Annotated in this window: 23 protein-coding genes and 1 tRNA gene; 9 read left to right on the forward strand and 15 right to left on the reverse strand. The window is 34.6% G+C overall.

Annotation, left to right across the window (positions count from 1 at the left end; translation table 11 throughout):
- Positions 1-83: 83 nt before the first annotated feature.
- Positions 84-1,577, reverse strand: coding sequence for an adenylate/guanylate cyclase domain-containing protein (locus ACT3CE_RS13125; protein ID WP_444710223.1), 1,494 nt, complete (start codon positions 1,575-1,577; stop codon positions 84-86).
- Positions 1,578-1,770: 193 nt separating this feature from the next.
- Between ACT3CE_RS13125 and ACT3CE_RS13130 the strand changes: the two genes are divergently transcribed.
- The 9 genes from ACT3CE_RS13130 to ACT3CE_RS13170 all read left to right on the forward strand — a co-directional run bounded on the left by ACT3CE_RS13130 (position 1,771) and on the right by ACT3CE_RS13170 (position 10,519).
- Positions 1,771-2,598, forward strand: coding sequence for a universal stress protein (locus ACT3CE_RS13130; RefSeq protein WP_444710224.1), 828 nt, complete (start codon positions 1,771-1,773; stop codon positions 2,596-2,598).
- An 83-nt stretch (positions 2,599-2,681) separates the two neighbouring features.
- On the forward strand, positions 2,682-3,263 hold the full coding sequence (locus ACT3CE_RS13135; protein WP_444710225.1) for a non-canonical purine NTP diphosphatase: 582 nt from the start codon (positions 2,682-2,684) through the stop codon (positions 3,261-3,263).
- A gap of 16 nt (positions 3,264-3,279) precedes the next feature.
- Positions 3,280-5,550 carry a type IX secretion system anionic LPS delivery protein PorZ gene (gene porZ, locus ACT3CE_RS13140; protein ID WP_444710226.1) on the forward strand — a complete coding sequence of 757 codons (2,271 nt, stop codon included), beginning with the start codon at positions 3,280-3,282 and terminating at the stop codon, positions 5,548-5,550.
- Between the two features lie 2 nt (positions 5,551-5,552).
- Positions 5,553-6,281, forward strand: a complete 729-nt coding sequence (gene recO, locus ACT3CE_RS13145; protein WP_444710227.1) for a DNA repair protein RecO — start codon at positions 5,553-5,555, stop codon at positions 6,279-6,281.
- Between the two features lie 89 nt (positions 6,282-6,370).
- Positions 6,371-6,442, forward strand: a tRNA-Arg gene (locus tag ACT3CE_RS13150).
- A 249-nt stretch (positions 6,443-6,691) separates the two neighbouring features.
- Positions 6,692-7,201: a MarR family winged helix-turn-helix transcriptional regulator gene (locus ACT3CE_RS13155; protein WP_444710228.1), complete on the forward strand. Its 510-nt coding sequence runs from the start codon at positions 6,692-6,694 to the stop codon at positions 7,199-7,201.
- 591 nt (positions 7,202-7,792) lie between these two features.
- Positions 7,793-7,927 (forward strand): BCCT family transporter, encoded by a 135-nt coding sequence (locus tag ACT3CE_RS13160; RefSeq protein WP_444710322.1) that lies wholly within the window; start codon positions 7,793-7,795, stop codon positions 7,925-7,927.
- Positions 7,928-8,076: 149 nt separating this feature from the next.
- Positions 8,077-8,262: a BCCT family transporter gene (locus ACT3CE_RS13165; RefSeq protein WP_444710229.1), complete on the forward strand. Its 186-nt coding sequence runs from the start codon at positions 8,077-8,079 to the stop codon at positions 8,260-8,262.
- A gap of 466 nt (positions 8,263-8,728) precedes the next feature.
- Positions 8,729-10,519, forward strand: a complete 1,791-nt coding sequence (locus ACT3CE_RS13170) for an ATP-binding protein (protein WP_444710230.1) — start codon at positions 8,729-8,731, stop codon at positions 10,517-10,519.
- Positions 10,520-10,543: 24 nt separating this feature from the next.
- Here the strand turns inward: ACT3CE_RS13170 and ACT3CE_RS13175 are convergent, their stop codons facing one another.
- From ACT3CE_RS13175 to ACT3CE_RS13240, 14 genes are all read right to left on the reverse strand, one after another.
- On the reverse strand, positions 10,544-11,632 hold the full coding sequence (locus ACT3CE_RS13175) for a PAS domain-containing sensor histidine kinase (RefSeq protein ID WP_444710231.1): 1,089 nt from the start codon (positions 11,630-11,632) through the stop codon (positions 10,544-10,546).
- A 149-nt stretch (positions 11,633-11,781) separates the two neighbouring features.
- Positions 11,782-12,690, reverse strand: a complete 909-nt coding sequence (locus ACT3CE_RS13180; protein ID WP_444710232.1) for a helix-turn-helix domain-containing protein — start codon at positions 12,688-12,690, stop codon at positions 11,782-11,784.
- 48 nt (positions 12,691-12,738) lie between these two features.
- Positions 12,739-13,293 carry an EFR1 family ferrodoxin gene (locus ACT3CE_RS13185; RefSeq protein ID WP_444710233.1) on the reverse strand — a complete coding sequence of 185 codons (555 nt, stop codon included), beginning with the start codon at positions 13,291-13,293 and terminating at the stop codon, positions 12,739-12,741.
- Between the two features lie 18 nt (positions 13,294-13,311).
- A complete protein-coding gene (locus ACT3CE_RS13190; RefSeq protein WP_444710234.1) occupies positions 13,312-13,509 on the reverse strand; it encodes a hypothetical protein in 198 nt (65 codons plus the stop codon).
- Between the two features lie 141 nt (positions 13,510-13,650).
- Entirely contained in the window at positions 13,651-14,097 is a 447-nt protein-coding gene (locus ACT3CE_RS13195; protein ID WP_444710235.1) for a nuclear transport factor 2 family protein, read from the reverse strand.
- A gap of 15 nt (positions 14,098-14,112) precedes the next feature.
- Positions 14,113-14,901 carry an EFR1 family ferrodoxin gene (locus ACT3CE_RS13200; protein WP_444710236.1) on the reverse strand — a complete coding sequence of 263 codons (789 nt, stop codon included), beginning with the start codon at positions 14,899-14,901 and terminating at the stop codon, positions 14,113-14,115.
- Between the two features lie 19 nt (positions 14,902-14,920).
- Positions 14,921-15,832, reverse strand: a complete 912-nt coding sequence (locus tag ACT3CE_RS13205; RefSeq protein ID WP_444710237.1) for an oxidoreductase — start codon at positions 15,830-15,832, stop codon at positions 14,921-14,923.
- A gap of 45 nt (positions 15,833-15,877) precedes the next feature.
- On the reverse strand, positions 15,878-16,525 hold the full coding sequence (locus ACT3CE_RS13210; protein WP_444710238.1) for an SDR family oxidoreductase: 648 nt from the start codon (positions 16,523-16,525) through the stop codon (positions 15,878-15,880).
- Between the two features lie 9 nt (positions 16,526-16,534).
- Complete coding sequence (locus ACT3CE_RS13215) at positions 16,535-17,272, reverse strand: SDR family oxidoreductase (protein WP_444710239.1); 738 nt, start codon at positions 17,270-17,272, stop codon at positions 16,535-16,537.
- A gap of 131 nt (positions 17,273-17,403) precedes the next feature.
- Positions 17,404-18,240: a nitroreductase family protein gene (locus ACT3CE_RS13220; protein ID WP_444710240.1), complete on the reverse strand. Its 837-nt coding sequence runs from the start codon at positions 18,238-18,240 to the stop codon at positions 17,404-17,406.
- A gap of 306 nt (positions 18,241-18,546) precedes the next feature.
- Positions 18,547-19,674, reverse strand: a complete 1,128-nt coding sequence (locus tag ACT3CE_RS13225) for an NADH:flavin oxidoreductase (protein WP_444710241.1) — start codon at positions 19,672-19,674, stop codon at positions 18,547-18,549.
- A gap of 11 nt (positions 19,675-19,685) precedes the next feature.
- Positions 19,686-20,501, reverse strand: a complete 816-nt coding sequence (locus ACT3CE_RS13230; RefSeq protein ID WP_444710242.1) for an SDR family oxidoreductase — start codon at positions 20,499-20,501, stop codon at positions 19,686-19,688.
- Positions 20,502-20,711: 210 nt separating this feature from the next.
- Positions 20,712-21,122 (reverse strand): hypothetical protein, encoded by a 411-nt coding sequence (locus ACT3CE_RS13235; RefSeq protein ID WP_444710243.1) that lies wholly within the window; start codon positions 21,120-21,122, stop codon positions 20,712-20,714.
- A 163-nt stretch (positions 21,123-21,285) separates the two neighbouring features.
- Complete coding sequence (locus ACT3CE_RS13240) at positions 21,286-22,443, reverse strand: metallophosphoesterase (RefSeq protein ID WP_444710244.1); 1,158 nt, start codon at positions 22,441-22,443, stop codon at positions 21,286-21,288.
- Positions 22,444-22,593: the final 150 nt, after the last annotated feature.

Consider the following 22,593-nt stretch of genomic DNA (forward strand, 5'->3'; position numbering starts at 1 on the left):
GATTTAGATCTGTAAAAACCATAAATTTGTAAACAAAATACTTTAGGGAAAGGGATTTAAAATGAAATGCCTGTATGTTTATCTTAAATAAGTTCTCTTAGTTTATCGAGTTGCTTAAATTTATTTACATCGCGCATGTTTTGAGCCGTTTGAGTAAAATAAGTATGGTTCTCGATAAATTTAATCTGTAGCTGATTCCACTCGTCGATACTCTTAATTTTACCATTTTCCTTTAACTCACGATACAAGTTGCCGGATACAGGAATAAAATCTGTTCTTCCCAGGTAATCCAAATCGGCATCACACATAATTTTTTCAAGCAGTTTTTTGGGTTTAGGAGGATGCTTTGTGTGCATAATTAGGTTTGCAATTTCATTAATCTGATTTTCGCTGTATTTGAACTGGGGAAGAATATGGCGTGCTAATTTTACGCTGTATTCCTCATGATCACTATACGAAAGAATAAAACCAGAGTCGTGAAATAGGGCAGCCGTTTTTAATAGTAACATTTCGGCTTCAGTAATTCCTTCTTTGCGGCCAATAATTTCTACTTCGGTAATTACATCTATGGTATGTTTTAAATTGTGGTAGTAAAGATTTTTAGGCAATTCATTTTCCATTTTCGTAAGAATTTCTTCTTCTAAATCATCATAACGAAGCATCTGAAATTTAGTAATGAAATATTCATTGGGAAGCAGTCCTTTTAAATCGGTCGACATATTGGGCAAAAATCCTTTTACAAAGTACATGTCGATATTGCCTTTGTATTTTACCGGCATTCTGCCTCGGTATTCGCATAGGAAAAATTCACGTACCAGCATATAAGTCATTCCCGAAATATTAATTTCTCCAACGGCACCAGACGATTCCATTCTGCTAGCAGTGTTTACAGTATCTCCCCAAATATCGTAACTGATTTTTTTTGAACCTACAACACCCGCAATTACAGGTCCGGTATGTACACCAACTCTTAATCCCCAAATTGCTTTTCGTTCATCTATCGAGTTGTTTTTCATTTCGTTCATGTAATGCTGTATTTCCATGGCGGCCAGAATTACTTCAATAGGGTTGGTTCGATTTTTATTGGGAATACCACCAGCGCACATATATGCATCACCAACGGTTTTTATCTTCTCGATATTAAATTTTTCTACAATCGAATCGAAATGCATGAAGAATTTGTCGAGTTCATCAATTAAATCTTCAGGATTCATTTGTTCAACAATTTTAGTAAAACCATGAATATCAGAAAATAACACAGTTACCATTCTAAAACGCTTCGATCTTACTTTTCCTCTTTGTTGTAATTCTTCTGCAGTTTGTTTTGGCAAAAGATTAGCGAGTAGCTTTTCAGCTTTTTCTTTTTGATAAATTAAGGCCTGATTTTTTTCGTAATAATCTTTTTCGAGATCACTGCGTTGCTTCCTTAGTTCTATCCTAAACCATAAAAACATAAACACAATAAGAATCATCAAAATTAATCCGAACAGAAGAATGTTTCGAGAAACAAAACCTATTTCGAACTGATTAAGAAGCCCTAGTTGAAAGGTATAGGTAAAGGAATATAAAAATATCATTATTAAACTGATAAACTAAAATTGAACAACGATTATAAAAATAAGCAAGATATTTTAATTATTAGACTTAAAATAAATTTAATACTAAATGATTACATGTAGACATTAAATTTGTTACTTTAATTAAAATTAGTTAAATTGAACTCCAGTTATGTTAATATGATAATAGCCAGGTCCTTTTTTAATCAAAACTATGGAAAATACTAAAAGATCAATACTTGTTGCATGGGATTTTTCAACAGTTGCAGAATATGCATTGGAGCATGCTTTAATTTTTGCAGAGAATGTTGATGCTGTTGTAACTCTTGCTCATATTGTTAAGAAAGAATCTCAAATGGAAGAGGCCAAGGCAAAAATGGCCGTTAAACTTCAGGAAATTGAGAAGGAGAGAAATGTTCTTTTGGAATCAGTCGTTCGGGAGGGAAGTATTTTTACATCGATAAACGATATTGCCAAAGAATTTAATGCAATGTTGGTTATTATGGGGACACATGGTATTAAAGGAATGCAGAAACTTACAGGAAGCTGGGCCTTAAAAGTAATTGTTGGTTCACGAGTTCCGTTTATAGTGGTGCAGGCTCCACCAATTAAGAAAAAATATTCTTCGGTGGTTTTACCAGTCGACTTTAAAAAAGAAAACAAAGAGAAATTAAGCTGGGCTGAGTTTTTAGGTAAGTTTTTTAAAGCAAAAATGCGTGTTATAACACCTAAAATGCCCGAAGGACAGATGTTACAGAGAACGAAGGCAAATTTGGTATTTGCAAAAAAATATATGGAAAACAGGGGGATCGACTATGAAATTGATACTGCCGATGGAGGAAATGATTTTGCTATGGAAACAGTTGATTTTGCTAAGAAAATTGATGCTGACATCATACTGATTATGACCACTAAAAACATATCTTTCCAGGATTATATGTTAGGTGCACATGAGCAATTTGTAATTGCAAATTCGGCTCATATTCCGGTGATGTGTGTAAATCCAAGAACAGATCTTTCCAAATACGGAAGTTTTTACTAGACCTTATTTTATTAATATCTATATTTGAACAACGGCTAAAAACCGTTGTTTTTTTGTTTGATAAACTTGATAAAAAACTAAGTATGAAACTAGTATTTGCAACGAATAACCAAAATAAACTTAAGGAACTTCAAAACTTATTAGGAGATGATATTGAATTATTAAGCTTGGCTGATATTAATTGTCAGGATGAGATTCCAGAAGATCATGATACTCTGGAAGAAAATGCAAGACAGAAAGCTGAATATATTCATACTAAGTACAAGCTAAATTGTTTTGCCGATGATACAGGTTTAGAGATTAAAGCTTTAAATAATGAACCTGGTGTTTACTCGGCACGATATGCAGGCGAAGATAAAGATGCAAAAGCCAATATGAATAAGGTTTTAAAAAATCTGAAAGATGAATCGAATCGTAGTGCACAGTTTAGAACGGTAATTTCTTTAATACTAAATGGTAAAGAGTATCAGTTTGAAGGAATAGTTAAAGGTAATATTCTGGAAAGTGAGCGAGGAAAAGATGGGTTTGGTTATGATCCTATTTTTGAACCAGCCGGCTATTCCGTTTCATTTGCAGAAATGGAAATGGGAGAGAAAAATTTAATTAGCCATCGTGGACTGGCAGTTCAAAAATTAGTTAAATTTTTACTCGAACATAAATTTTAATTATTTATAAATTCTTATGCGACAGTTGTTAATAGCTTGTTTGTTGATTTTAAACTTCAATCATTTGTGGGCGCAGGAATTTTCGGCCTGGAGCGAGCATTTGCCCTATCGAAAAGCAAAGCAATTGCTTGCATCCGATGAAAATATTTATTGTTTAACGGAATCGGGTCTGTTTTATTACTCGTTGGTAGATAATGATATCGTATCCTTTTCCAAAACTAAAGGTTTGTCAGATACGGATATTTCCTGTATAGCCTGGGCTGCCAATACTGAGGTTTTGCTTGTGGGCTACCAAAATGGGAACTTGGATTTAATTTTTAAGGACGAGATTATTAATGTTTCTGATATTAAACGATATTCGGCAGTTGCAGAGAAAACTATAAATTCTATTTCGGTGTATGAGAATTGGGCTTATCTGGGAACTGATTTTGGAATTGTTGTTGTAAATCTGGATAAGAATGAAATTGCAGACACCTATATTATTGGTGACAAGGGAAGTAAGGTAAAGGTTAATGATGTTGTGCTAAATGGTGAAATGATATGGGCTGCAAGTGATGAAGGAATATATCAGGCAGAATTGAGCTCTACTAACCTGGCTGATTTTAACAACTGGAAGCGTGATATTTCTATTCCCAATTATGAAAGAGCATGCAGCGATTTGCAATTTGTTGATAATAGCTTGTATGTATTGCGATCAGCTTCGTTATCTTCAAGTGAAATTTACAAGTATCAGAATAATAACTGGACTATTTTTATAACAAGTACTACTATTATTAATACGTTAAGTGAGAGCGGTAATAAGTTGTGGTTGAGTAAGTCGGGATCTGTTGAAGTATATGATTCTAGTGGGCGTAATACATCTAATATAGAATTTGGTGCAGATGATGATTTTAGAGATGCTCTGGAAGTTAAAGGGAGAATATTTATTGCCGATTACGAAAAATCTCTACTGGAAATTCAGGGAAATTCTTTTGTGAGCATAAAACCCGATGGACCCATGAGATCTGATATTAGCTCCATACATTCGATTGGAGATAAAACCTGGGCAGTTGCAGGGAATCACGATAATCTATATAACAATTCAAATATTGATGCGGAATTATTTTTATACAAATCTAATAACTGGAATAATTTTACCAGTGAGAATCTTGCTGAACTAAGCGGAAAGAAGGACTTGCTTACGATTACCAACAATGCTTTAAATGAATCTCTAGTGTATGTTGGCTCTTGGGGAGATGGGCTTTTTGTGTTCGAAAATGACAAGCTGCAAACAATCTGGAATTCCGATAATTCGCCTTTACAAATAACAGGTATAATTTCTATGTCGTCCGATTTGGAGGGGAATTTATGGGTTTTAGATGCAAATTCAAGCAAGCCTGTAAAAGTACTGACTTATGCTAAGGAATGGATTTCACTAAATTATAACGGTTTAAGTACTCAACTTGATATGCAAAAGATTCTTGCTTTATCCAATGGTGATAAGTGGGTTTTGAGAAAGCCGGGTAATTCACTTTATGCATTTAACGAAAATAATAGCATTGCCAATGGTGACGATGATGTAGTAAAGTCTTTCATGGTGAAGGGTGAAAATAACTCCGCCCTCAGTTCATATATCTACGATATGGCCGAAGATGAAGACGGTAGTTTATGGTTGGCAAGCTCTAGTGGAGTAGTAGTTTATGCCGATCCAGGGGCAATTTTTCGAAACGGCGATTTTTATGCTTATCGTCCTGTAATTACTATCGATGGATCTACTCAATACCTTTTGTCTACCGAAAATGTGCAATGCATAGCTATTAATGGAGCCAATCAAAAATGGTTTGGCACAGAGAGTTCCGGCGCTTTTTTAGTGTCAGAAAATGGAGAAGAGCAGCTTGCTTATTTTAATACATCTAATAGTCCATTGCCTTCCAATAAAATTGAAAAAATATCGGTAAATCCAGGAACCGGAGAGGTGTTTTTTGTGACCGATAAGGGCATGGTTTCCTACAAAGGAAAAGTTACCGAGGGGACTGATGATTTTAAAGAATTATATGTATATCCCAATCCCGTTAGAGAAAACTACGATGGAGATATTACCGTGAGTGGATTAATTACGAATTCTATTGTAAAAATTACCGATGTTAGCGGTAATTTGGTTTGGGAAGGAGAATCGGAAGGTGGGCAATTTATTTGGGATGGAAAGAATTTTAATGGTTCGCGTGTTCATACAGGTGTTTATCTGATATTTTGCTCGAACTCTGATGGTTCAGAATCAAAAGTGATTAAACTCTTGTTTATACATTAATCATGATTTATCAGACAAAAGGCATAGTTTTAAACAGGGTGCAGTATGGCGAAACCAGCTTAATTGTAAATGTTTATACCGAGAAATTTGGTCGACAAGCCTATATTGTAAAAGGAGGCAGATCGAAAAAATCAGTCAGTAAAAGCAACCTGTTTCGTCCGTTTTTTCTCCTCGAAATGGAAGTCTATCATCGCGAAGGAAAAAATATTCAGTCCTTAAAAGAGGTGCGTATCACCGAAGCTCTTAATAATCTTATTTTTGATGTTCGAAAAAGTAGTATTGCTTTGTTTTTAACCGAAGTAGTTTCTAAGGTTTTACGTGAAGAAGAGGCCAATCCCGACTTGTTCCTATTTTTATACAATAGCATACGTTACCTTGATTTATGTGAAGATTCGGTACAAAATTTTCATTTGTATTTTCTTACTAAGTTGACCCGTTTTTTAGGCTTTTATCCTCAAATGAATTGGTCGCCCGAACAAGCTTTTTTCGATATGGATAATGGCAGATTTGTGAGTGCAGCAAATTCTCATGCTCATTGTCTGAATAAGGCAGAGAGTCGTATGCTTATTTCTTTATTTAATACTTCAATTGATGAAATTAATAACCTAATAATGAATGCTAAAAATAGAGATGATATTTTAAGGGCTATTTTGAATTTTTATGCTTTGCAAAGTCAGGGTTTTACTTCTTTAAAGTCCTTGGCCGTTATTCGCGAGTTGTTCGATGATTAAGAAAGTTTTTGTTCTGCCTAATTTTCTTTACATAGTTTTAACTATTTCTTTTGATGGTAAACAGGAATTTGTATTTTTGCATGTCTTTTGGCCCCATAGTTCAAGGGATAGAACAAGTGTTTCCTAAACACTAGATACAGGTTCGAGTCCTGTTGGGGCTACTTAATCTCTTATTAATATACTGATAATAAGAGACTTAATCACTCTATTTTTGAATACATTCACAAACTGTCCCCATAATAAATCATCTTTTTAAGTTTGTATTTACTTTTTTGGTTTATTTGTTTTTAGTGTTGTATGTAATTTATTTTCTTTATTAAATAAATATTTCTGTACCATCAAAAGCCGTATAGGTATAATCGCTATTTTTGTAATTACAAACACAAGGGATTTGAAAGAAATTAAATAAAATGGATTATAAAAATATCATTATTAAAATAAGGCGAATTGTTCGTTCCATAAATTTAGAATCGAAGAAAATGCAAAAAAATTATGGGGTTAGTATTCCTCAAATTTTGTGTTTAGAGTATCTAAAGAATTCGCCTAATTATCAGGCTACTCAAAAGTGTATTCGTGATCATTTAAATCTTAATTCGAGCACAGTTACGGGAATTATAAGCAGGCTTGAGAATAAAGGTATGTTGGCACGATTACCTAAAATAGGTGATAGAAGAACGACCGTAATTGCATTAACATCATTGGGAGATAAGCTTTTGAATAATACGCCTGATTTATTGCAGAAGCGTTTGGATTTAAAACTTAAAAAGGTATCAGATAAAGATTTAAAAAAAATAGAAGATACTTTAGAAATGCTTGTTAATATGCTTGAAATTGAGGATTTGGAGGCTTCTCCCTTACTCACTGCAGAGGATGTTATTAAAGAGGAAATAAGTGCCGACGATAAAGCTACCGAAATGTAATATTTCGTTCGGCGTCTAATTTTATAAATTTGTCATGTATTTGGCAAATATTTTTTGCACTATTTTAACGAATTCCTGTATTTTATTTTTTTGTTACAGATAAATCTTTTGTGCAATAAAATAAGTTTGTGTGCGACTTGTTTTGAGCTGTGTTTTTAAAATATATCCTGTTGCATAGAGTTAAAATTCAATCTAGTTTTGTCGCTCTGAAACAATATTGAATTATTCATGCTTCATTCTTAGGTCACCCATTAGATAGTTATTATTGAATGCAATAAATTATTTAAATGCCGCAGATTTTCTGTCGAACTTTCAAATTATTATTTCTTTTTTACTAGTAATACCTTATTAACTCAGGAAAAAGTCTAAATCTTGGAGGAGCTCTTCGATTTAATTATCATGGCAGCTTATAATTACATTTACGATATTGCGCGAGGCAATTATTGTTTGCGGAGGCTTAATCTATCCACTTTTTTAAAAATCGTTTGTGTAAAATCTTGGGTATTCCCTTAGCAACTTTATGAAACTAAGTTTTTCGGTCGAATCGTATAAAAAGATTAATGAAACCAAGTACTGGCAAATTCATGAACAATTTTTTATTGGGTTTGGTGGATTGCATGGTCGCCATTTGTGGGTATTTTTATTGCTCGTATATTAAGAGGCAGAACCAGATGTGAATTTGTATTGGGTGTTCTTTTGGTGCATGCTTTGCTAACTTTTTTATGAATTTCAGTTATCAGAGGAAGTGCTATTTATCTGGAGTTATTAGGTAATACACAAATTTCCGAAGTGGTGAATGCAAATATTGCAACACTTATCTATCATTTGTTAGAACAGTATTCGTTACCATTTATATCTTTTTTGTAACGGCTGTTTTGCTTGCATGTTTTTTTGTAACATCTTCCGCTAGTAGATTGATGGTTGTAGATACGCTTACATCAGGAGGGAAGCTTGATGCTCCTGTTGGGCTAAAAGTATTTTGGGCTCCGATGGAAGGAATTATTACTATTGTATTGCTCATAGGAGGCGGTTTAACCGCCATACAAACCGCTACCATATAAAAGGCTTGCTTTTTGCAATTATTCTTTTGCAGTGATGTATCCTGATTTAATACAAAGAAAAATCCCGAACTTCGTTAAGTTCGGGATTTTCTCTAACCACTATTCACTAACCTAAATCTAATCTATGAAAAAACTTTTTTGTTTTTGTATGATACAAATATAAAGTAAACATGTGCTAAAAGGCTTAAATAAAAGTTAATGAAACTTAAAAGTGATTTTTTACATACAAGTGCTTTCCTAATAGCTGCATTGGTTCGTATATCAAATTTAATTTATTAAGCATACATATTTTATAGATGAGGAAATTTTAGAAAAACATTAAAATATCATAATTATTAAATTATCCATGTCTATCTACCTAAATATAACTTGAGTTAACTTTTTTAGTATTTTGTCGTAAGTAATGCTGGATAATACTGACTATTATTCATTGTTAAACATAGGTAAAATTCAACAGCAATAATACGTGGGAATTGAGAAAATGGAATATAATAAGATAACATTGTCGTTTTCAGCTAAAACTGAAGCTGCATTTAGGAAAAGATATTTCGAAGACTCTATTTTACAAATTAGAATTGCCTTGTTTCTTGTGATGATGCTGTATGGAATTTTTGCATTTTTAGATTTGCTAATGTTCCCTACTTATTCTGATTATTTTTTTAAAATTCGCTTTCTTATTGTTATTCCTTTTACAAGCCTTGTAATTCTCTCATCTTTTTCTAAAATTTTTATAAAAATATGGCAGGTGCTATTGCCTGTTAATTTTATAGTGGGCGGATTAGGTATAATAACAATGACAATGTTCGAACCTGAAAATTATGCCTACTATTCGGGTATGATGCTTATCTTTTTTTCAGGTTATTTATTTCTTCGAATCCGTTTTATTTACGCTACAATAGCTGGTTGGATTATATTATTAATTTATAATTTACTTGCTGTATTTTATGCCGAAGCTTCATCTACGGTTGTAATCAGTAATAATTTCTTTTTTATAAGCGCAAACCTTATTGGAATGTTTGCTGCTTACTATATGGAACTGCAAAGCCGACGAAATTTTTATCTAAATCAAAAGTTAGATAAGGAAAAAGAATTTGTTGAAGACTTAAATGTGAATTTGGAACAAACGGTTCAGGAGCGTACAGCAGAATTAATAAAAGAAAAAAATATTACTGAGGCCGTCAATGCTAACCTTACGGCTATTATTGAAGGTACCAGCGAAAGTATATGGGCTTTCGATAATAACTATCAAATACTTTATTTAAACGATGTTTTTAGAGATGAGTTTTACGAGGCTTTTGGTGTTTTTCTAAAACCGGGGGTAAGTATAGTTAATTCAATTCCGGAAGGTATTCGCGATTTATGGAAATCAAGATACGATAAGGTATTGAGTAATCAGCAGTATATGATTGATGATAAGGTAGATACTGGAAAAGGATCTGTCTATATACAGGTTACTTTTAATCCCATAATTAAAAAAGGAAAAGTTGTGGGAGGTTCCTGTTTTGGTAGTGATATTACATATAGAAAACTTGCCGAAATAGAAATTCTAAAAGCAAAGGAGCGTGCCGAAGAGAGTGACAGGTTAAAATCGGCTTTTCTGGCAAATATGAGCCATGAAATTCGTACTCCAATGAATGGTATTTTAGGTTTTGCCGAATTGTTGAAAGATCCTGATCTTACTGGTGATAAACAAGTAGAATATATCGATATTATTGAGGAAAGCGGAGTTCGTATGCTAAACCTTATTAATGATATTGTTGATATATCTAAAATAGAGGCTGGTTTAATAGAGGTTTTTAAGACAAATATAAATATAAATGAATCGATCGATTATATATATTCTTTTTTTAAGCCAGAGGCGGAAGCTAAAGATTTGGAGTTTATCCTTAATGTGCCAGAAAAATCAGACTTAATATTTATAAATACCGATAAAGAAAAATTATATGCCATTCTTACAAATTTGGTGAAGAATGCAATTAAATATACCAATAAGGGTTCAATAGAAATTGGCTTTATTAATAAAAGTAAAAATATAGAGTTTTATATAAAAGATACAGGTATTGGAATTCCTGAAGAAAGACAAAAATCGGTATTCGATAGATTTATACAGGCAGATACTAGCAATAAAATAATGCAGGAAGGGGCAGGATTGGGATTAGCCATAACAAAATCGTTTGTAGAGGTGTTGGATGGAGCAATTTGGTTGGAGAGCAAAGAGGGGGAGGGAACTACTTTTTATTTTAGCCTGCCAAATTAACTGAGCAATAAGTTGTGTCTTATTTTATTTGTCGGGCAATGTGGGAAGAAAGAAGCTAAATATACTCCCATGATTAGGAGTACTTTCCACTTTAACCCAGCCATCTAATTTTGTAACCATCTTATTTACAATTGATAAACCAAGGCCATGACCTTTTATAAAGTTTTCACCTAGTTTTTCCGGATCAGTAAATATAAATTCACATTCTTTGTCGCTAAGGCCTTTGCCATTATCTTTTACCCAAAATTTATTGTAACCATCTTTCCATTGGGAACTTCCTATTTCAATAACAGCTGGGGTTTTTCCATATTTAATTGCATTTGTAATGTAGTTGTACCATACTTCTTCAATCCAGGGACCATAGCCTATGCTAACTGCAAAATTATTCGGTATAATAATTTCAGTATTCATTTTTTCTTTTGCAGGTATCCTTTTTAAGACTTCAGTAATAATATGAGTCATAGAAAGTGGTGTTTTTACAATTTCCTCTTTTTTAGCACTTGCGAAAAGAAGTATTTCCCGAATAATACTATTCATTTTAAAGCCGCTTGCTACAATCATTTCAAGGAATGATGTTTTCTTTGCGGAGCTTAATTCATTATTGTTAAGAAGTAACTGGCTAAATCCGATTACGCTGTTTAATTGTGAGTGCAATTCGTGAGCAATAGTATGTGCAAAGGCATCAAGTTCCAGGTTACGTTTTTTTAGCTCATTTTCAGCTTTTATTCTAGCCGAAATATCCATAATAAATGCAACACTAAAAGGTTCCTCCTCCGATTTTATATGGCTCAAACTTATTTCAACAGGAAATTCATTTCCATCTTTTTTAAGTCCCGATAATTTAGAGTTTAAATTCCCCATAGGTCTTGTTTTAGGCGATTTAAAATATTCCTGTATATGTTTATGATGGGAATGTTTGTATTTGTTTGGAATAAGTTTTTCGATTATTTCGCCAAAAAGTTCATTGTGCGTATAGCCAAAAAGTTCGCAGGCATTATTGTTGGCAAGTACTATTTTACCTTCTTTATTTATAAATATAACTCCTTCCGATAAGGAATCGATAAGTGTATTTACCGACATATTATTTTGAAAAACATCTGAAAAATCTACCATTCTCTTTCTATTTATTTTTTCAAATTATCCTGTAAGTTACCAAAATGAAGGGAATCCGCAAGAATGTTTGGATCAAAAATTAATAGAAATAAGAATATAGCATCTTTTTATACCTATATTGATAAAAAATATTTTTTAACCAATTAAAATCAGTTAAATTGTCGATATTGATTTGGAGTTAGGCCCGTTTTCTTTTTAAACAATCGAGAAAAGTATTGAGGATATTCGAAGCCTAAACTGTAAGCTATTTGACTGATGGTTTCATCCGAGTTCAACAATTTTGTTTTCGCTTTATCAATAACAAAATACTGAATGTATTCCTGAGCATTTCGTCCGGTTTCCTTTTTCAACAAATCACTCAAATAATTAGCCGACATATTTAATTCGGCACCACAAAACTTAACGGTTGGAATACCAAGCTCTATAGCTTTTCCAGAAGCATAATAAGCTTTCATTAGATTCTCGAATTTACTCACAATATCTACATTAAGATTCTCACGGGTATAAAATTGACGATCGTAGAAACGGGTGCAATAATCTAGCATCAACTCAATATTTGAAATAATCAGTTTCTGGCTGTGCTTGTCTATATTCAGACTGTATTCTTTTTCTATTATATCGCGCAAATCAGCCAAGGTTTTCTTTTCAGCATCCGATAAATGTAATGCTTCGTTAACATCGTAAGAGAAAAATGAATATTCATCGATGTGCTTTCCAAGTTGCGATTTTCGAATAAAATCGGGATGGAAAAGTAAGGACCAACCTCCATTAGAGTTGTTAAACTCCCAGTCTGGTAATGTCATTACCTGTCCTGGTTTAAGAAATAACATTGTTCCTTCCTGAAAATCATAGCTGTTACGTCCGTACCCAAAAGAAGATGCTGGATTCATCTTAAATACGACTTGGTAAAAGTTGGATGTAATTGTTTGACCTGTTAAATCTTTATTCGAGTGCATTTTTTCATGATAAAAAACACTTACCAAAGGGTGTTTGGGTTTATCAAGACCCATAAAGTCAAAAGCCTGACTGATGGTTTCTAATCTATGTATATTTTTCATCTTTTACCTCTATTTTTTATACCGATATAACTGAAATAAAAACCTTAACTACAATGATAAGCTTCTTTTTGCAATATCCTTAAGTTTTACCTCAGGATTACGATATTGTTGTTCCTTTCGAACCTTTCTTTTTTTATAATGTATTGCAACTTGCGGACACCAGTGCAAACAAGTTGTGCATTGTTCACACTTATCTTCAATAAACGCCTTCCCATCTTTTACCGAAATATTATTCACAGGACAAACACTTTGGCAAATACCACAATTGGTGCATAAATCAGAATGTATCTGAGGAGTAAAGTATTTTCTTACTACCGAACTTGTGACCAAATTACTCATCACAGCAGTTAAATGCTTTTTCCTGATTTTTTTAGTATTCTGAACTTTATTTTTTATATCCTCTACTATAGCATCCGTTTTAACTTTTGACTCTCTAATTCTTTCTTCTATTTTATCAGTGAGCATTCCGTACATAATCCTGCTATTAACAGGCATCAAAACATCGCTATGATAATGCAAATTGCAAGCTTTTTTATGCAGTTCGTTTTGCAAAGATAAAATAGCATTACCTTTATCCCCACCATGGGTAATTACTCCAAACACATAAGAAGGCGATAAAAACTAAAGACACTGAATGGCTTCTTTCATTACATTTGGCATATCATAATTATACACCGGAAAAACAAAGCCAACAACATCATCGGTAATTGCCTTCCGTTTTTTAGCCTTGTTTATGTGTACAACTGCTTCTCCTAATTTAGAAGCTATATCTTTCGCAATAGTTAAAGAATTACCTGTTCCCGAAAAATATATTATCATGTTTCTATTTTTTATTTATACAAGGTAAAATAAACGAAATGTCGATTTGTATATCAATTACCTTAAGTTGTATACCAATTACAGACAATCAAAGAAAAGGGCAAATGTAATGCTAACTTACTCTTTTCTCAAGTCTACTTGTTAGCCTTTAGGCATATAAGCAGGAATCAGCCTTAAAACTTTAATTCGCCATCCTTCAGGTGTTCGTACGTATTCATTATTATAACTAGCCAACATATTTTGCAGTTCTCCACCATCTAACTTCATGGGTGAAATTAACCTCCATGTAGCCGTAGCCTTATCTTCTTGTAAATCAATAATAGGATTTGAGAAACTATGAATGAATAATTCAGATCTGGCATCCATCATTTTGAACAATTCTGCAATCTGTTGAATCCCTTGAACCGACATATCTTGTTCCTTAGATTCCCAGATCGCATCTTCAGTAAATACTTCCTCTAGTCTATCTGTAATCATTTCTTTTTCATCCCATCCTTTGTCGACAAAATGGCCATAGGTGGATTGAAGCGTTTTTATGGCTTCCAAATCTTCTAATCGTTGTATTCTTTGTTCTAATGTAGGTTTCATAGGGTGTTCGTTTTTTCAAATAAAAATTTGGGGTTCTTTATCTTTCTGTTTCGACATAGCAAATGCTAATATGGATACCAGCGGATGTTTTAATTCTCTGGCTTCGTGTGGACAGGATTTAACACATGCAAAACAGGTAATGCATTTCTCGGCATCGCAACTTAAATCGTCGGCAATGGCTCCAACCGGACAAACACTGATACAAACTTTGCAATTCTCACAATCTTCTGTCGGTTTCGATACCATTTTGGGCATACTTCCTGCAGGTTTTGTTGGGACTTTACCCGGGATTTGACTTTCAACCCTTAGTTTTTTAACATCCTTATCCCGGGCTCCTGCCAGCTTTTCTTTTATTTGAACTCCGAAATCTTTCGCAGTTTGTAAATCCTTAAGATTAGGTCTGCCCACGGCAATCTTTCTTTTTTTGTTGGCGAAAGAATGTTCCCCAATAAAGCTTGTTGCTCCAATAGTAACAAAACCATTCTTTTCCATTAAGCTACTTAATTCTGCCAAAGCATTTCCAAAGGCTCTGTTTCCAAACATCGAAACACATACCACCGGCTGTCCTGAACCTTGAATTCCTTTTATTCGTTCCATAGCAACAGTTGGAATTCTACCACCATGAGCAGGAGCTCCTACTATAAGCAAATCACCATCCTTCGCTTTAAACTCATCTTGTTCTTTGGTCAAGTCAATTTCTATAGTGGCTTCCATTTTAAACCCCGAAGCAATAGCTCTTACCACCTTTTGCCCTGTATGGGTTGGCGAAAAATAAACTGCAATTACCCTTTTAAATTCAATCATGTTTTTGAGATTTATAATTTTAGAATCTGTAGCTAAAACCGGTTAGTTTTTCCGCCATATCGAAAAGTCTCTTACTAACATCTTCATTATAAGCATGAGGTTTGGCCTTCACCTTTCCGGGCTTGCCTTTCATATCTGCAAAACCGGTTGGTCCAAAATAATCACCACCTTGTACATTGGTATTCAGTGCAGCCATCAACTGAGGCAATACCGCATTTTCAGGTTTGTGTGTAACTAGAGGTAAAAGTGGGTACAGAATGTAATAAAGCGCTTTAGGTATATGTCGAGCCAAATCGGTATTGGATCCTCCTGGATGTGCTGCAACGGCAATCACTTTTGAGCCTGCTGCCGAAAGACGACGATTGAGTTCTTGTGCATGCATTAAACATGCCAGTTTACTCTGATTATAAGCACCCATTCTTGAATAGGATTTTTCTGCATTCAAATTGTCAAAATCAATTTTTCCGCTTTCATGTGCTTTGCTGCTAAGCATTACAATTCTAGCTCCATTGGTTTTGTTTAAAACATCTAAAAGCAAGCCTGTCAGAACAAAGTGCCCAAAATAATTCGCACCCATTTGTAATTCAAAATTGTCTTCTGTTCTTGAAAAAGGAGGAGTCATTATACCGGCATTATTCATTAATACATCCAGGCGTTTATGCTCAATTAAAAATGCATTGGCAAAAGCATGAACCGATTTCAGACTGCTTAAATCCAAGCTCATAATCTCTAGTTTTGCTTTGGGAATTTTTTGCAAGATAGCTTGTTTCGCTTTTACCGCTTTTTCTACATTTCGACAAGCCATAACTACAGTAGCATCTTTTTTAGCCAAGGCAAGTGTTGTTTCATAACCCAAACCAGCGTTTGCACCTGTAACTATTATTGTTTTGTCGGATAAGGATCCAACACTATTCATTGACCAATTTTCCATCTGACTAAAATTTTAATATTTATTATGTGACTTTGGCATTTGCTCTTAAGCATCCATCTTAAACACGGAATCTATGTGTTCATTTCCACTAAAAAGTTCGTAAATGTTGCCTTTTGTATCTTCGTTTGCTAAACAATATTCAATTACCTTGGCAACATCCTCCCGAGGAATAATCAATTCATTAAAATTTGCTGGTCGCGAGATTCTTATCAAACCTGTTCCTTGCTGATTAATTAAAGCACCTGGTCGTAGAATTGTGTAATTCAAACCACTATCTAATAAATAATTATCGGCAAAATGTTTGGCTACCAGATATGGTTTTATGTCGCTTACAAATTCATCGGGATTAGCCGCACCTAAACCACTTACCATTACAAAATGCTGAATGTTGTTCTTTATAGCGTAATCCACTGCTTTTCGTGCTGCCCATAAATCAATCAATAGTGTTTTATCGTAGCCTGTAGAACCTCCTGAGCCTGCAGTAAAAACCACTTTATTGCAATCTTTAAAAGCATGTTCAAAGCCCCCCTCCAAATCTGCAAGTACCGTTTCGACACCAAGCTTAACTAGCTCCTGAGCTTTGTTTTCGTTACGTACTAAGGCAACTACCGGCTTTTTATCTTCCTGTAAAAGGTCGACTACAATTTTTCCAATTTGTCCGCCGGCTCCAATTATTAATGTTTTTGTCTTCATTATTTACTTTTAAGCCTCCTGAGAAGTAGGACGAATTACAAGCTCGTTTATGTCTACATCGGCTGGTTGTTCAATCGCATAAGCTACCGCTTTTGCAATGTTTATGGCCGGAATAGCATCTTTATATACTTGCTGAATAAACTGTGAAGATGCTTCATCTGAACTCCCAAATTGTAACTCTGATTCTATTAAACCTGGAGTAATAGTAGTGGTGCGTATATCCTTGCCAACCTCCATTCTTAAACCTTCGCTAATGGCTCTTACAGCAAACTTAGATGCGCTATAAACAGTTATTCCAGGGCTTACTTTTAGTCCTGCTATAGACGAAAGATTGATAAAATGCCCCGATTTTTGACTTTGGAATATGGGTAATGCCGCTGCAATACCATTTAGTACTCCTTTAATGTTTACATCAATAGTTTTATTCCACTCATCAGTTTTCAGAGCAGCCAAAGGAGCCAATGGCATTACGCCTGCGTTATTGACAAGTACATCAATTTTCCCAAAGGATGTTATCCCCTCATTAACAAGTGCTTTAACATCTTCAACATTTGTTACATCGGTCTTTAGAATTACTGCTTTACCACCTTTGGAACGAATATCGCTTGCAATGGTTTCTAGTTTTTCCAAACGACGCGCACCTAAAACAACTGCTGCACCTTTCTCTGCCAAATAGCGTGCTGTTTCTTCTCCTAAACCGCCACTTGCTCCTGTAATTACTACTACTTTTCCTTTAATATTATCCATGTCTTTTAAGTTTTATAAATTTTTATGATATATAATATACATCTGGTCGAGAGTTTATATTTATACGAATTGCTCATTGATAAACTTTAGCTCCAAGTCTTTTCCTAAATCACCAGATTTGAACACTGATGTTAGAACGATTCCAAAAGATTTATTTTCGAAGGGACGCGTTGTACTGTACGCTGATATTGCACAGCCGGTAGACCAAAGCACATGCAGTATCCAATTTCATGGTCTTCTGGTATGCCGAGTTGCACTGCTAAATCGGGAAAAAAATCGGTGAGTGCCCAAGTAAGAAATCCATTCCATACAGTACCAACACCCATAGATTGAGCCATTAACTCAAAATTAGTCAAAGCAATTACACTATCGACTTTGCCCTCAGGCGCTGTTTTTGGGGCACTGGCAATAAGAATATGCGGTGCACCTCGTAGCATGAAGTCCGCAGGATTCTCCCAATATGGTTTAATTGCTTGACGCGTATATGCTATTTTTGGATTCTCCGTTGTTGGGTCCGACTCATTCAGCATGTTTTTTACTCTGGCGAATAGTTCCTTGCTAAATGCATCAGTAACTTCATCATTCATCGTTGCTGTAAAATGAACACTTTGGCTGTTTCCTCCGGTAGGCGCATGACTGGCAATTTCCAATAGGTTCCGAATGGTTTTGGTATCTACGGATTTTTTAGAGTAGTTACGCGTTGAGCGATGACCTTTGATAAGGGTTTCCATTGAATGCGCAGTAGGCATTTCAAATTTCATGTCTATGCTTTTATCAGGATTGACTCCCATAATAGAAATTGCACCAGTTGGGCAAACAGCCAAACAGTGTTGGCAGCGAAGGCACGTATCCTCATTAATAATCGTAGGAAATTCCCCTTTTTCCATAGATATGCATTGTGAAGGACAATCCTTAACACATTTTCCGCACTGAATGCATTTCTCTTCATTTACTTTAAAATTCAGCATAGTTTTTTTTTATATCGACAATAAGTTATTCTCTAATTTACTCTTTCAATTTTTTCATCATTCTTCGAAGCGAAAACACAAAACTCACAAGAGTATATTCTTGCGTAAAGTGTCCTGCTTCAGGAAGTAATTGCACTGGTGTATTACCGAAAAATATGCGCCGTTTTTGAATATCCTGACACGCTACTACATCTTCCTTTCAGCCGAAAATAAGCTCAACAGCTTTACAAGGCAACCTATCTAGTATGAATTCAATTTTAAAATACCCCCGTACTTTTTGTTAGTTTTATTAATGAAGGATTTAACTTAACTCTTCGCTTGCATCGTTTTCATCATCTCTTTAAATTCTTGCTGTTTTTCTTCGCTAAGATTAAAGAAACACTCTATTCCATTGGGATTAAAACAACTGTTGCAGGCAACACATTTTGCTTTCGTTCTATCACCGCTCATCCATCGTTTAACCAAATCCGATTCTCTTACCAATGCTCGACTCATAGAAAACGCTTCAATTTTTGTTTCGGAAAGAATCTTATCAATCTCATCAACATCTCTTAATCCGCCAACAAGTATAATCGGAGTATCCACTTTTTCACTTAGTTTTTTAGTTGCATCAAGATGATAGGCTGCATAATTTTTAGGACGCGCTGAACCGTGAACTCCTGCCATTGAACCACCGCTAACTTCTATGGCGTCGATTCCATTTTCTGCAAGTTGCTCACCAATTACTAGAAAATCTTCTTCGCTTAAACCTTTATAGTCTTTATCGAAATCGGTACTGCTCAGCTTTATCCAAACTGGATAATCTTCGCCACAGATGTTTTTAATTTCACTTAAGACATCAAGTACAATTTTCATTCTGCCATATACATCTCCGCCATACTCATCGGTACGTTTATTGTACAAAGGACTCATAAATTTGTTGAGCATATAACCATGTGCGCCATGAATTTGCACAGCATCAAATCCAGCTTCTTTTGCATAAACTGCCGCCTGTCCAAATTCTTTTATGAAATCCTGAATCTGTTCTTTTGAAAAGGCAGTGGCTTGAATACCTGACATCGGGTCGGTGTACTCGGATGGTCCATAGACAATTCCTTCTGGCTGAAAAAACAACTGTGTGCTTGTATGGTTAATCTGAGCTACCATTTTTGTACCATAAGCATGTGCCATGTCGGTTACTTTCTTAAACTCAGCTACTGTATCAACACCCAATTCAAGGGAGTTTCCGGCATAATGGTCTGACTTTGAAAATACCAAATACCCCATTACAATAACGCCTACTTCTCCCTTGCATAAATCTTCATATTTATCAAAAATTGCCTGATTAGGCATGAAATTTTCCGCATTCGGGTCATTTGTAGCCGATCGTACAAATCTGTTTTTTACTTCTATTTTACCGAGAATGGCAGGTTTAAATGCTTCTTTTGTATTCATTTCTTTATCTTTTAATATCCAAATTGTTGTTTGATTCCTGCAATAAATAGTTCATCGTTTAACTTTTTACGATTGGCAAGCAAGTCTACAGCATCGGCTCCAGCTTCATACCTTAGAGTGTTTGTTCCATCAGTAATCGCAGCATATATTTGTTCGGTCACAACTATTGGTTGCGACGCAACTTCATTAAAATTGTTATGGAATTTCATCAACTTTTCAACCGAAGCTTGGTATTCTGTCATGTTTTCGTCGTTATTAAAATCTAATGAACGTCCACCAAAATCCGTTGCAATAATGCCCGGCTCAATAATTTTTACTTTAATGCCGATAGGCTCCAACTCAAAGTGCAGAGATTCTGAAATACCTTCAATAGCGAATTTCGTTCCATGGTAAAGAGAGCCCAATGGGAAAGTTGTTTTACCTCCAATAGATGAGATATTCACAATAACACCGTCTTTATTGGCTCTGAAATGCGGAAGAATTGCACGAGTAACATCCAACACTCCAATAACATTTGTATTGAACTGTTGAATCATTTTTTCTCTAGGAAAGGCTTCCAAAGGCCCAAAGGCACCATAACCTGCGTTGTTTAGCAATGCATCTATTTTGCCAAACTGCTCAATCCCTTTTTGTACAGCATTATCGATTGACTCCAGATCTGTAACATCTAATCTTGTTACCAATATATTCGCTAGTTTAGTCAGCTCTTCTTCCTTTTCAGGAGTTCGCATGGTAGCGATTACATTCCATCCTTTTTCATGGAAATACTTTGCTGTTGTTTTCCCAATTCCGCTACTTGCACCTGTAATTAATATTGTCTTTTTCATTTTGTATCGTTTTATTGATACAAAACTACTCCTGACACACTTAGCGAATGTATATGAATTCCTGATTGTTGTATACTAATTACCGAAGAAGAGAAAAAGAAGAACTAATAAGGCTCTTGCTCCACTAGAAAAGAATATTCCACTTTAACACAATAAAAAAGAGGATATCCAAAAATGAATACCTTCTTTCTTATTATATCACGTCATTTATTATTTATAGACCTGTATGTTTTTTGCCAATAGTAGATTGATAAATGAGATACCTGTAATTTTCACACTTCCAATAATATAGATTAGGAACAATAAGAAGTCCAAGCCTGTAACCACAAGTTGTTCGGTAGGAACAATTCCTATTGTTGTGGTATAAACAACACTCAGCACTCCAATGCCTCTAACCAAACCGTTCCACACAACAATAGAAGCCCTTGTTTGTAAATCCTTTGTAGACCAGATTAAAGTGGTACCTGCGAACATCATAAAGGCGCCCACTACAACTGTGGTAATTAAGGTTTCCGGATTAGGTTTTAATAAAGCTGGTACGATCATCATTAGACCAATTGGAAAATTTAGAATGCCAGTGATTAAAACTATTTTTTGAAATATGCTATTTGATTTTTTCATATCAATTGGTGATTTAATAATTACTGTTAAAAGAATACTCTTCTTTTTCAATTCGTTTCTTAACTACATTTTCTATGTATTAGACTAAGAGATTGTACAAGGTGTGACATCGAAACGAAATAAAAAAGCCAACATTGCTGTTGGCTTTTACCTTTTTGTATTACTAATTATTTTTTAGAGAAAGATTAAATACGACCAATTCCGGTCTATTTCCTGTGCGTACTGGTGGTCCCCATGTTCCATAACCCGATGAGGTATAAAACCAGGTATTTGCTTTTTTCATCAAACCAAAATCATTTTCGTACACCAAATTTGTAACAAATGAGAGAGGCCATAATTGTCCTTTGTGTGTATGTCCCGACATCATTAAATCTACACCATTTTCCGAGGCTTTATCATATTCAACGGGTTGATGATCCACAAGCAATAAGGGTAGGTTGGCATTGCTATTATTCATGATCTCATCCATGTTTTTTCGATTCTCTTGAGTGAATTGACTTTTGTCTTTATCGTCGCGACCTAAAATTTGTACAATGCCATCGATATCTACTATTGAATCTCGAATATAAGTAATACCATGTTTCGTAAAATAATCGATAGTAACATCTGGTTTCCCCATAAACTCATGGTTTCCGGTAACTGCATATACACCAAGCGGCGCATTAATTTTCTCGATATAAGTACCCATATCGTATTTCATTACAGGGCTCGGATTGTGGTCCACTAAATCACCTCCAAATAGCACAATGTCTGGCTTTTGAGCATTTATTTGGCGCACTAATTTTTGAGCATGATTTTTGCCTAACATTACCCCTAAATGAACATCTGTTGCCAGAAGTACTTTAAGAGAATCTCGTTTAGAGTTCTTTTTACTAATTTCTAGATCAATTTCTTTTACAATCGGATTGTGAGCATTTATAAAACCTCCAATTGTGATTATTGTACTTAGTGAAATACCATAAATAAAGAGCATTTTACCCGATAGGATTCCTGAAGTAAGTGAAGTGGGAATAAAGTGGAAATAGTGTTGAAACACCCGCACAAAATCTACAAATAAAACGAATAGAAGCATATACAAAAAGAAGGCTAAGCCCACCGAACCTGTTCGACTTATTAGGGTAGCCATTACGCCTGGCTCGCCACGTTCCAGTATCTGACCTACAAAAAATGTGGCTATTAGAAACCAAAATGCCCATGTAAAAACAGATAGCATACGATTACCCTCCAGCGCTAAAGCACACCTACTGTATATATACCAGGCAACTGTTCCAAAAACTAGGATTATAATTGCCATAAAAATTATCATCATCGATTGTTTCATATTTAACTTTTGCTACAAAATTACATTGCTTTAGTTCTAAAATCTTATACTAATCAAGGATAGACTTATACATTTTACAGAAAATGAAAAAAATAATTATAAAAGCTTAATTGTAATACTAATTTCTTATTAATTCAAGTTTCGATGCAA

This window comes from Marinifilum sp. RC60d5, assembly GCF_052400665.1.
Lineage (GTDB): Bacteria > Bacteroidota > Bacteroidia > Bacteroidales > Marinifilaceae > JBQTGK01.

What these genes read in the sequence shown, in the direction of transcription:
- ACT3CE_RS13200 (WP_444710236.1), bottom strand. Translation starts at nt 14,901, where the DNA reads ATGATTGAATTTAAAAGGGTAATTGCAGTTTATTTTTCGCCAACCCAT.
- recO (WP_444710227.1), top strand. Translation starts at nt 5,553, where the DNA reads ATGATTTATCAGACAAAAGGCATAGTTTTAAACAGGGTGCAGTATGGC.
- ACT3CE_RS13130 (WP_444710224.1), top strand. Translation starts at nt 1,771, where the DNA reads ATGGAAAATACTAAAAGATCAATACTTGTTGCATGGGATTTTTCAACA.
- ACT3CE_RS13230 (WP_444710242.1), bottom strand. Translation starts at nt 20,501, where the DNA reads ATGAAAAAGACAATATTAATTACAGGTGCAAGTAGCGGAATTGGGAAA.
- ACT3CE_RS13225 (WP_444710241.1), bottom strand. Translation starts at nt 19,674, where the DNA reads ATGAATACAAAAGAAGCATTTAAACCTGCCATTCTCGGTAAAATAGAA.
- ACT3CE_RS13180 (WP_444710232.1), bottom strand. Translation starts at nt 12,690, where the DNA reads ATGAAAAATATACATAGATTAGAAACCATCAGTCAGGCTTTTGACTTT.
- ACT3CE_RS13210 (WP_444710238.1), bottom strand. Translation starts at nt 16,525, where the DNA reads ATGAAGACAAAAACATTAATAATTGGAGCCGGCGGACAAATTGGAAAA.
- ACT3CE_RS13235 (WP_444710243.1), bottom strand. Translation starts at nt 21,122, where the DNA reads ATGAAAAAATCAAATAGCATATTTCAAAAAATAGTTTTAATCACTGGC.
- ACT3CE_RS13155 (WP_444710228.1), top strand. Translation starts at nt 6,692, where the DNA reads ATGGATTATAAAAATATCATTATTAAAATAAGGCGAATTGTTCGTTCC.
- ACT3CE_RS13175 (WP_444710231.1), bottom strand. Translation starts at nt 11,632, where the DNA reads ATGGTAGATTTTTCAGATGTTTTTCAAAATAATATGTCGGTAAATACA.
- ACT3CE_RS13195 (WP_444710235.1), bottom strand. Translation starts at nt 14,097, where the DNA reads ATGAAACCTACATTAGAACAAAGAATACAACGATTAGAAGATTTGGAA.
- ACT3CE_RS13125 (WP_444710223.1), bottom strand. Translation starts at nt 1,577, where the DNA reads ATGATATTTTTATATTCCTTTACCTATACCTTTCAACTAGGGCTTCTT.
- porZ (WP_444710226.1), top strand. Translation starts at nt 3,280, where the DNA reads ATGCGACAGTTGTTAATAGCTTGTTTGTTGATTTTAAACTTCAATCAT.
- ACT3CE_RS13215 (WP_444710239.1), bottom strand. Translation starts at nt 17,272, where the DNA reads ATGGATAATATTAAAGGAAAAGTAGTAGTAATTACAGGAGCAAGTGGC.
- ACT3CE_RS13190 (WP_444710234.1), bottom strand. Translation starts at nt 13,509, where the DNA reads ATGATAATATATTTTTCGGGAACAGGTAATTCTTTAACTATTGCGAAA.
- ACT3CE_RS13205 (WP_444710237.1), bottom strand. Translation starts at nt 15,832, where the DNA reads ATGGAAAATTGGTCAATGAATAGTGTTGGATCCTTATCCGACAAAACA.
- ACT3CE_RS13240 (WP_444710244.1), bottom strand. Translation starts at nt 22,443, where the DNA reads ATGAAACAATCGATGATGATAATTTTTATGGCAATTATAATCCTAGTT.
- ACT3CE_RS13135 (WP_444710225.1), top strand. Translation starts at nt 2,682, where the DNA reads ATGAAACTAGTATTTGCAACGAATAACCAAAATAAACTTAAGGAACTT.
- ACT3CE_RS13220 (WP_444710240.1), bottom strand. Translation starts at nt 18,240, where the DNA reads ATGCTGAATTTTAAAGTAAATGAAGAGAAATGCATTCAGTGCGGAAAA.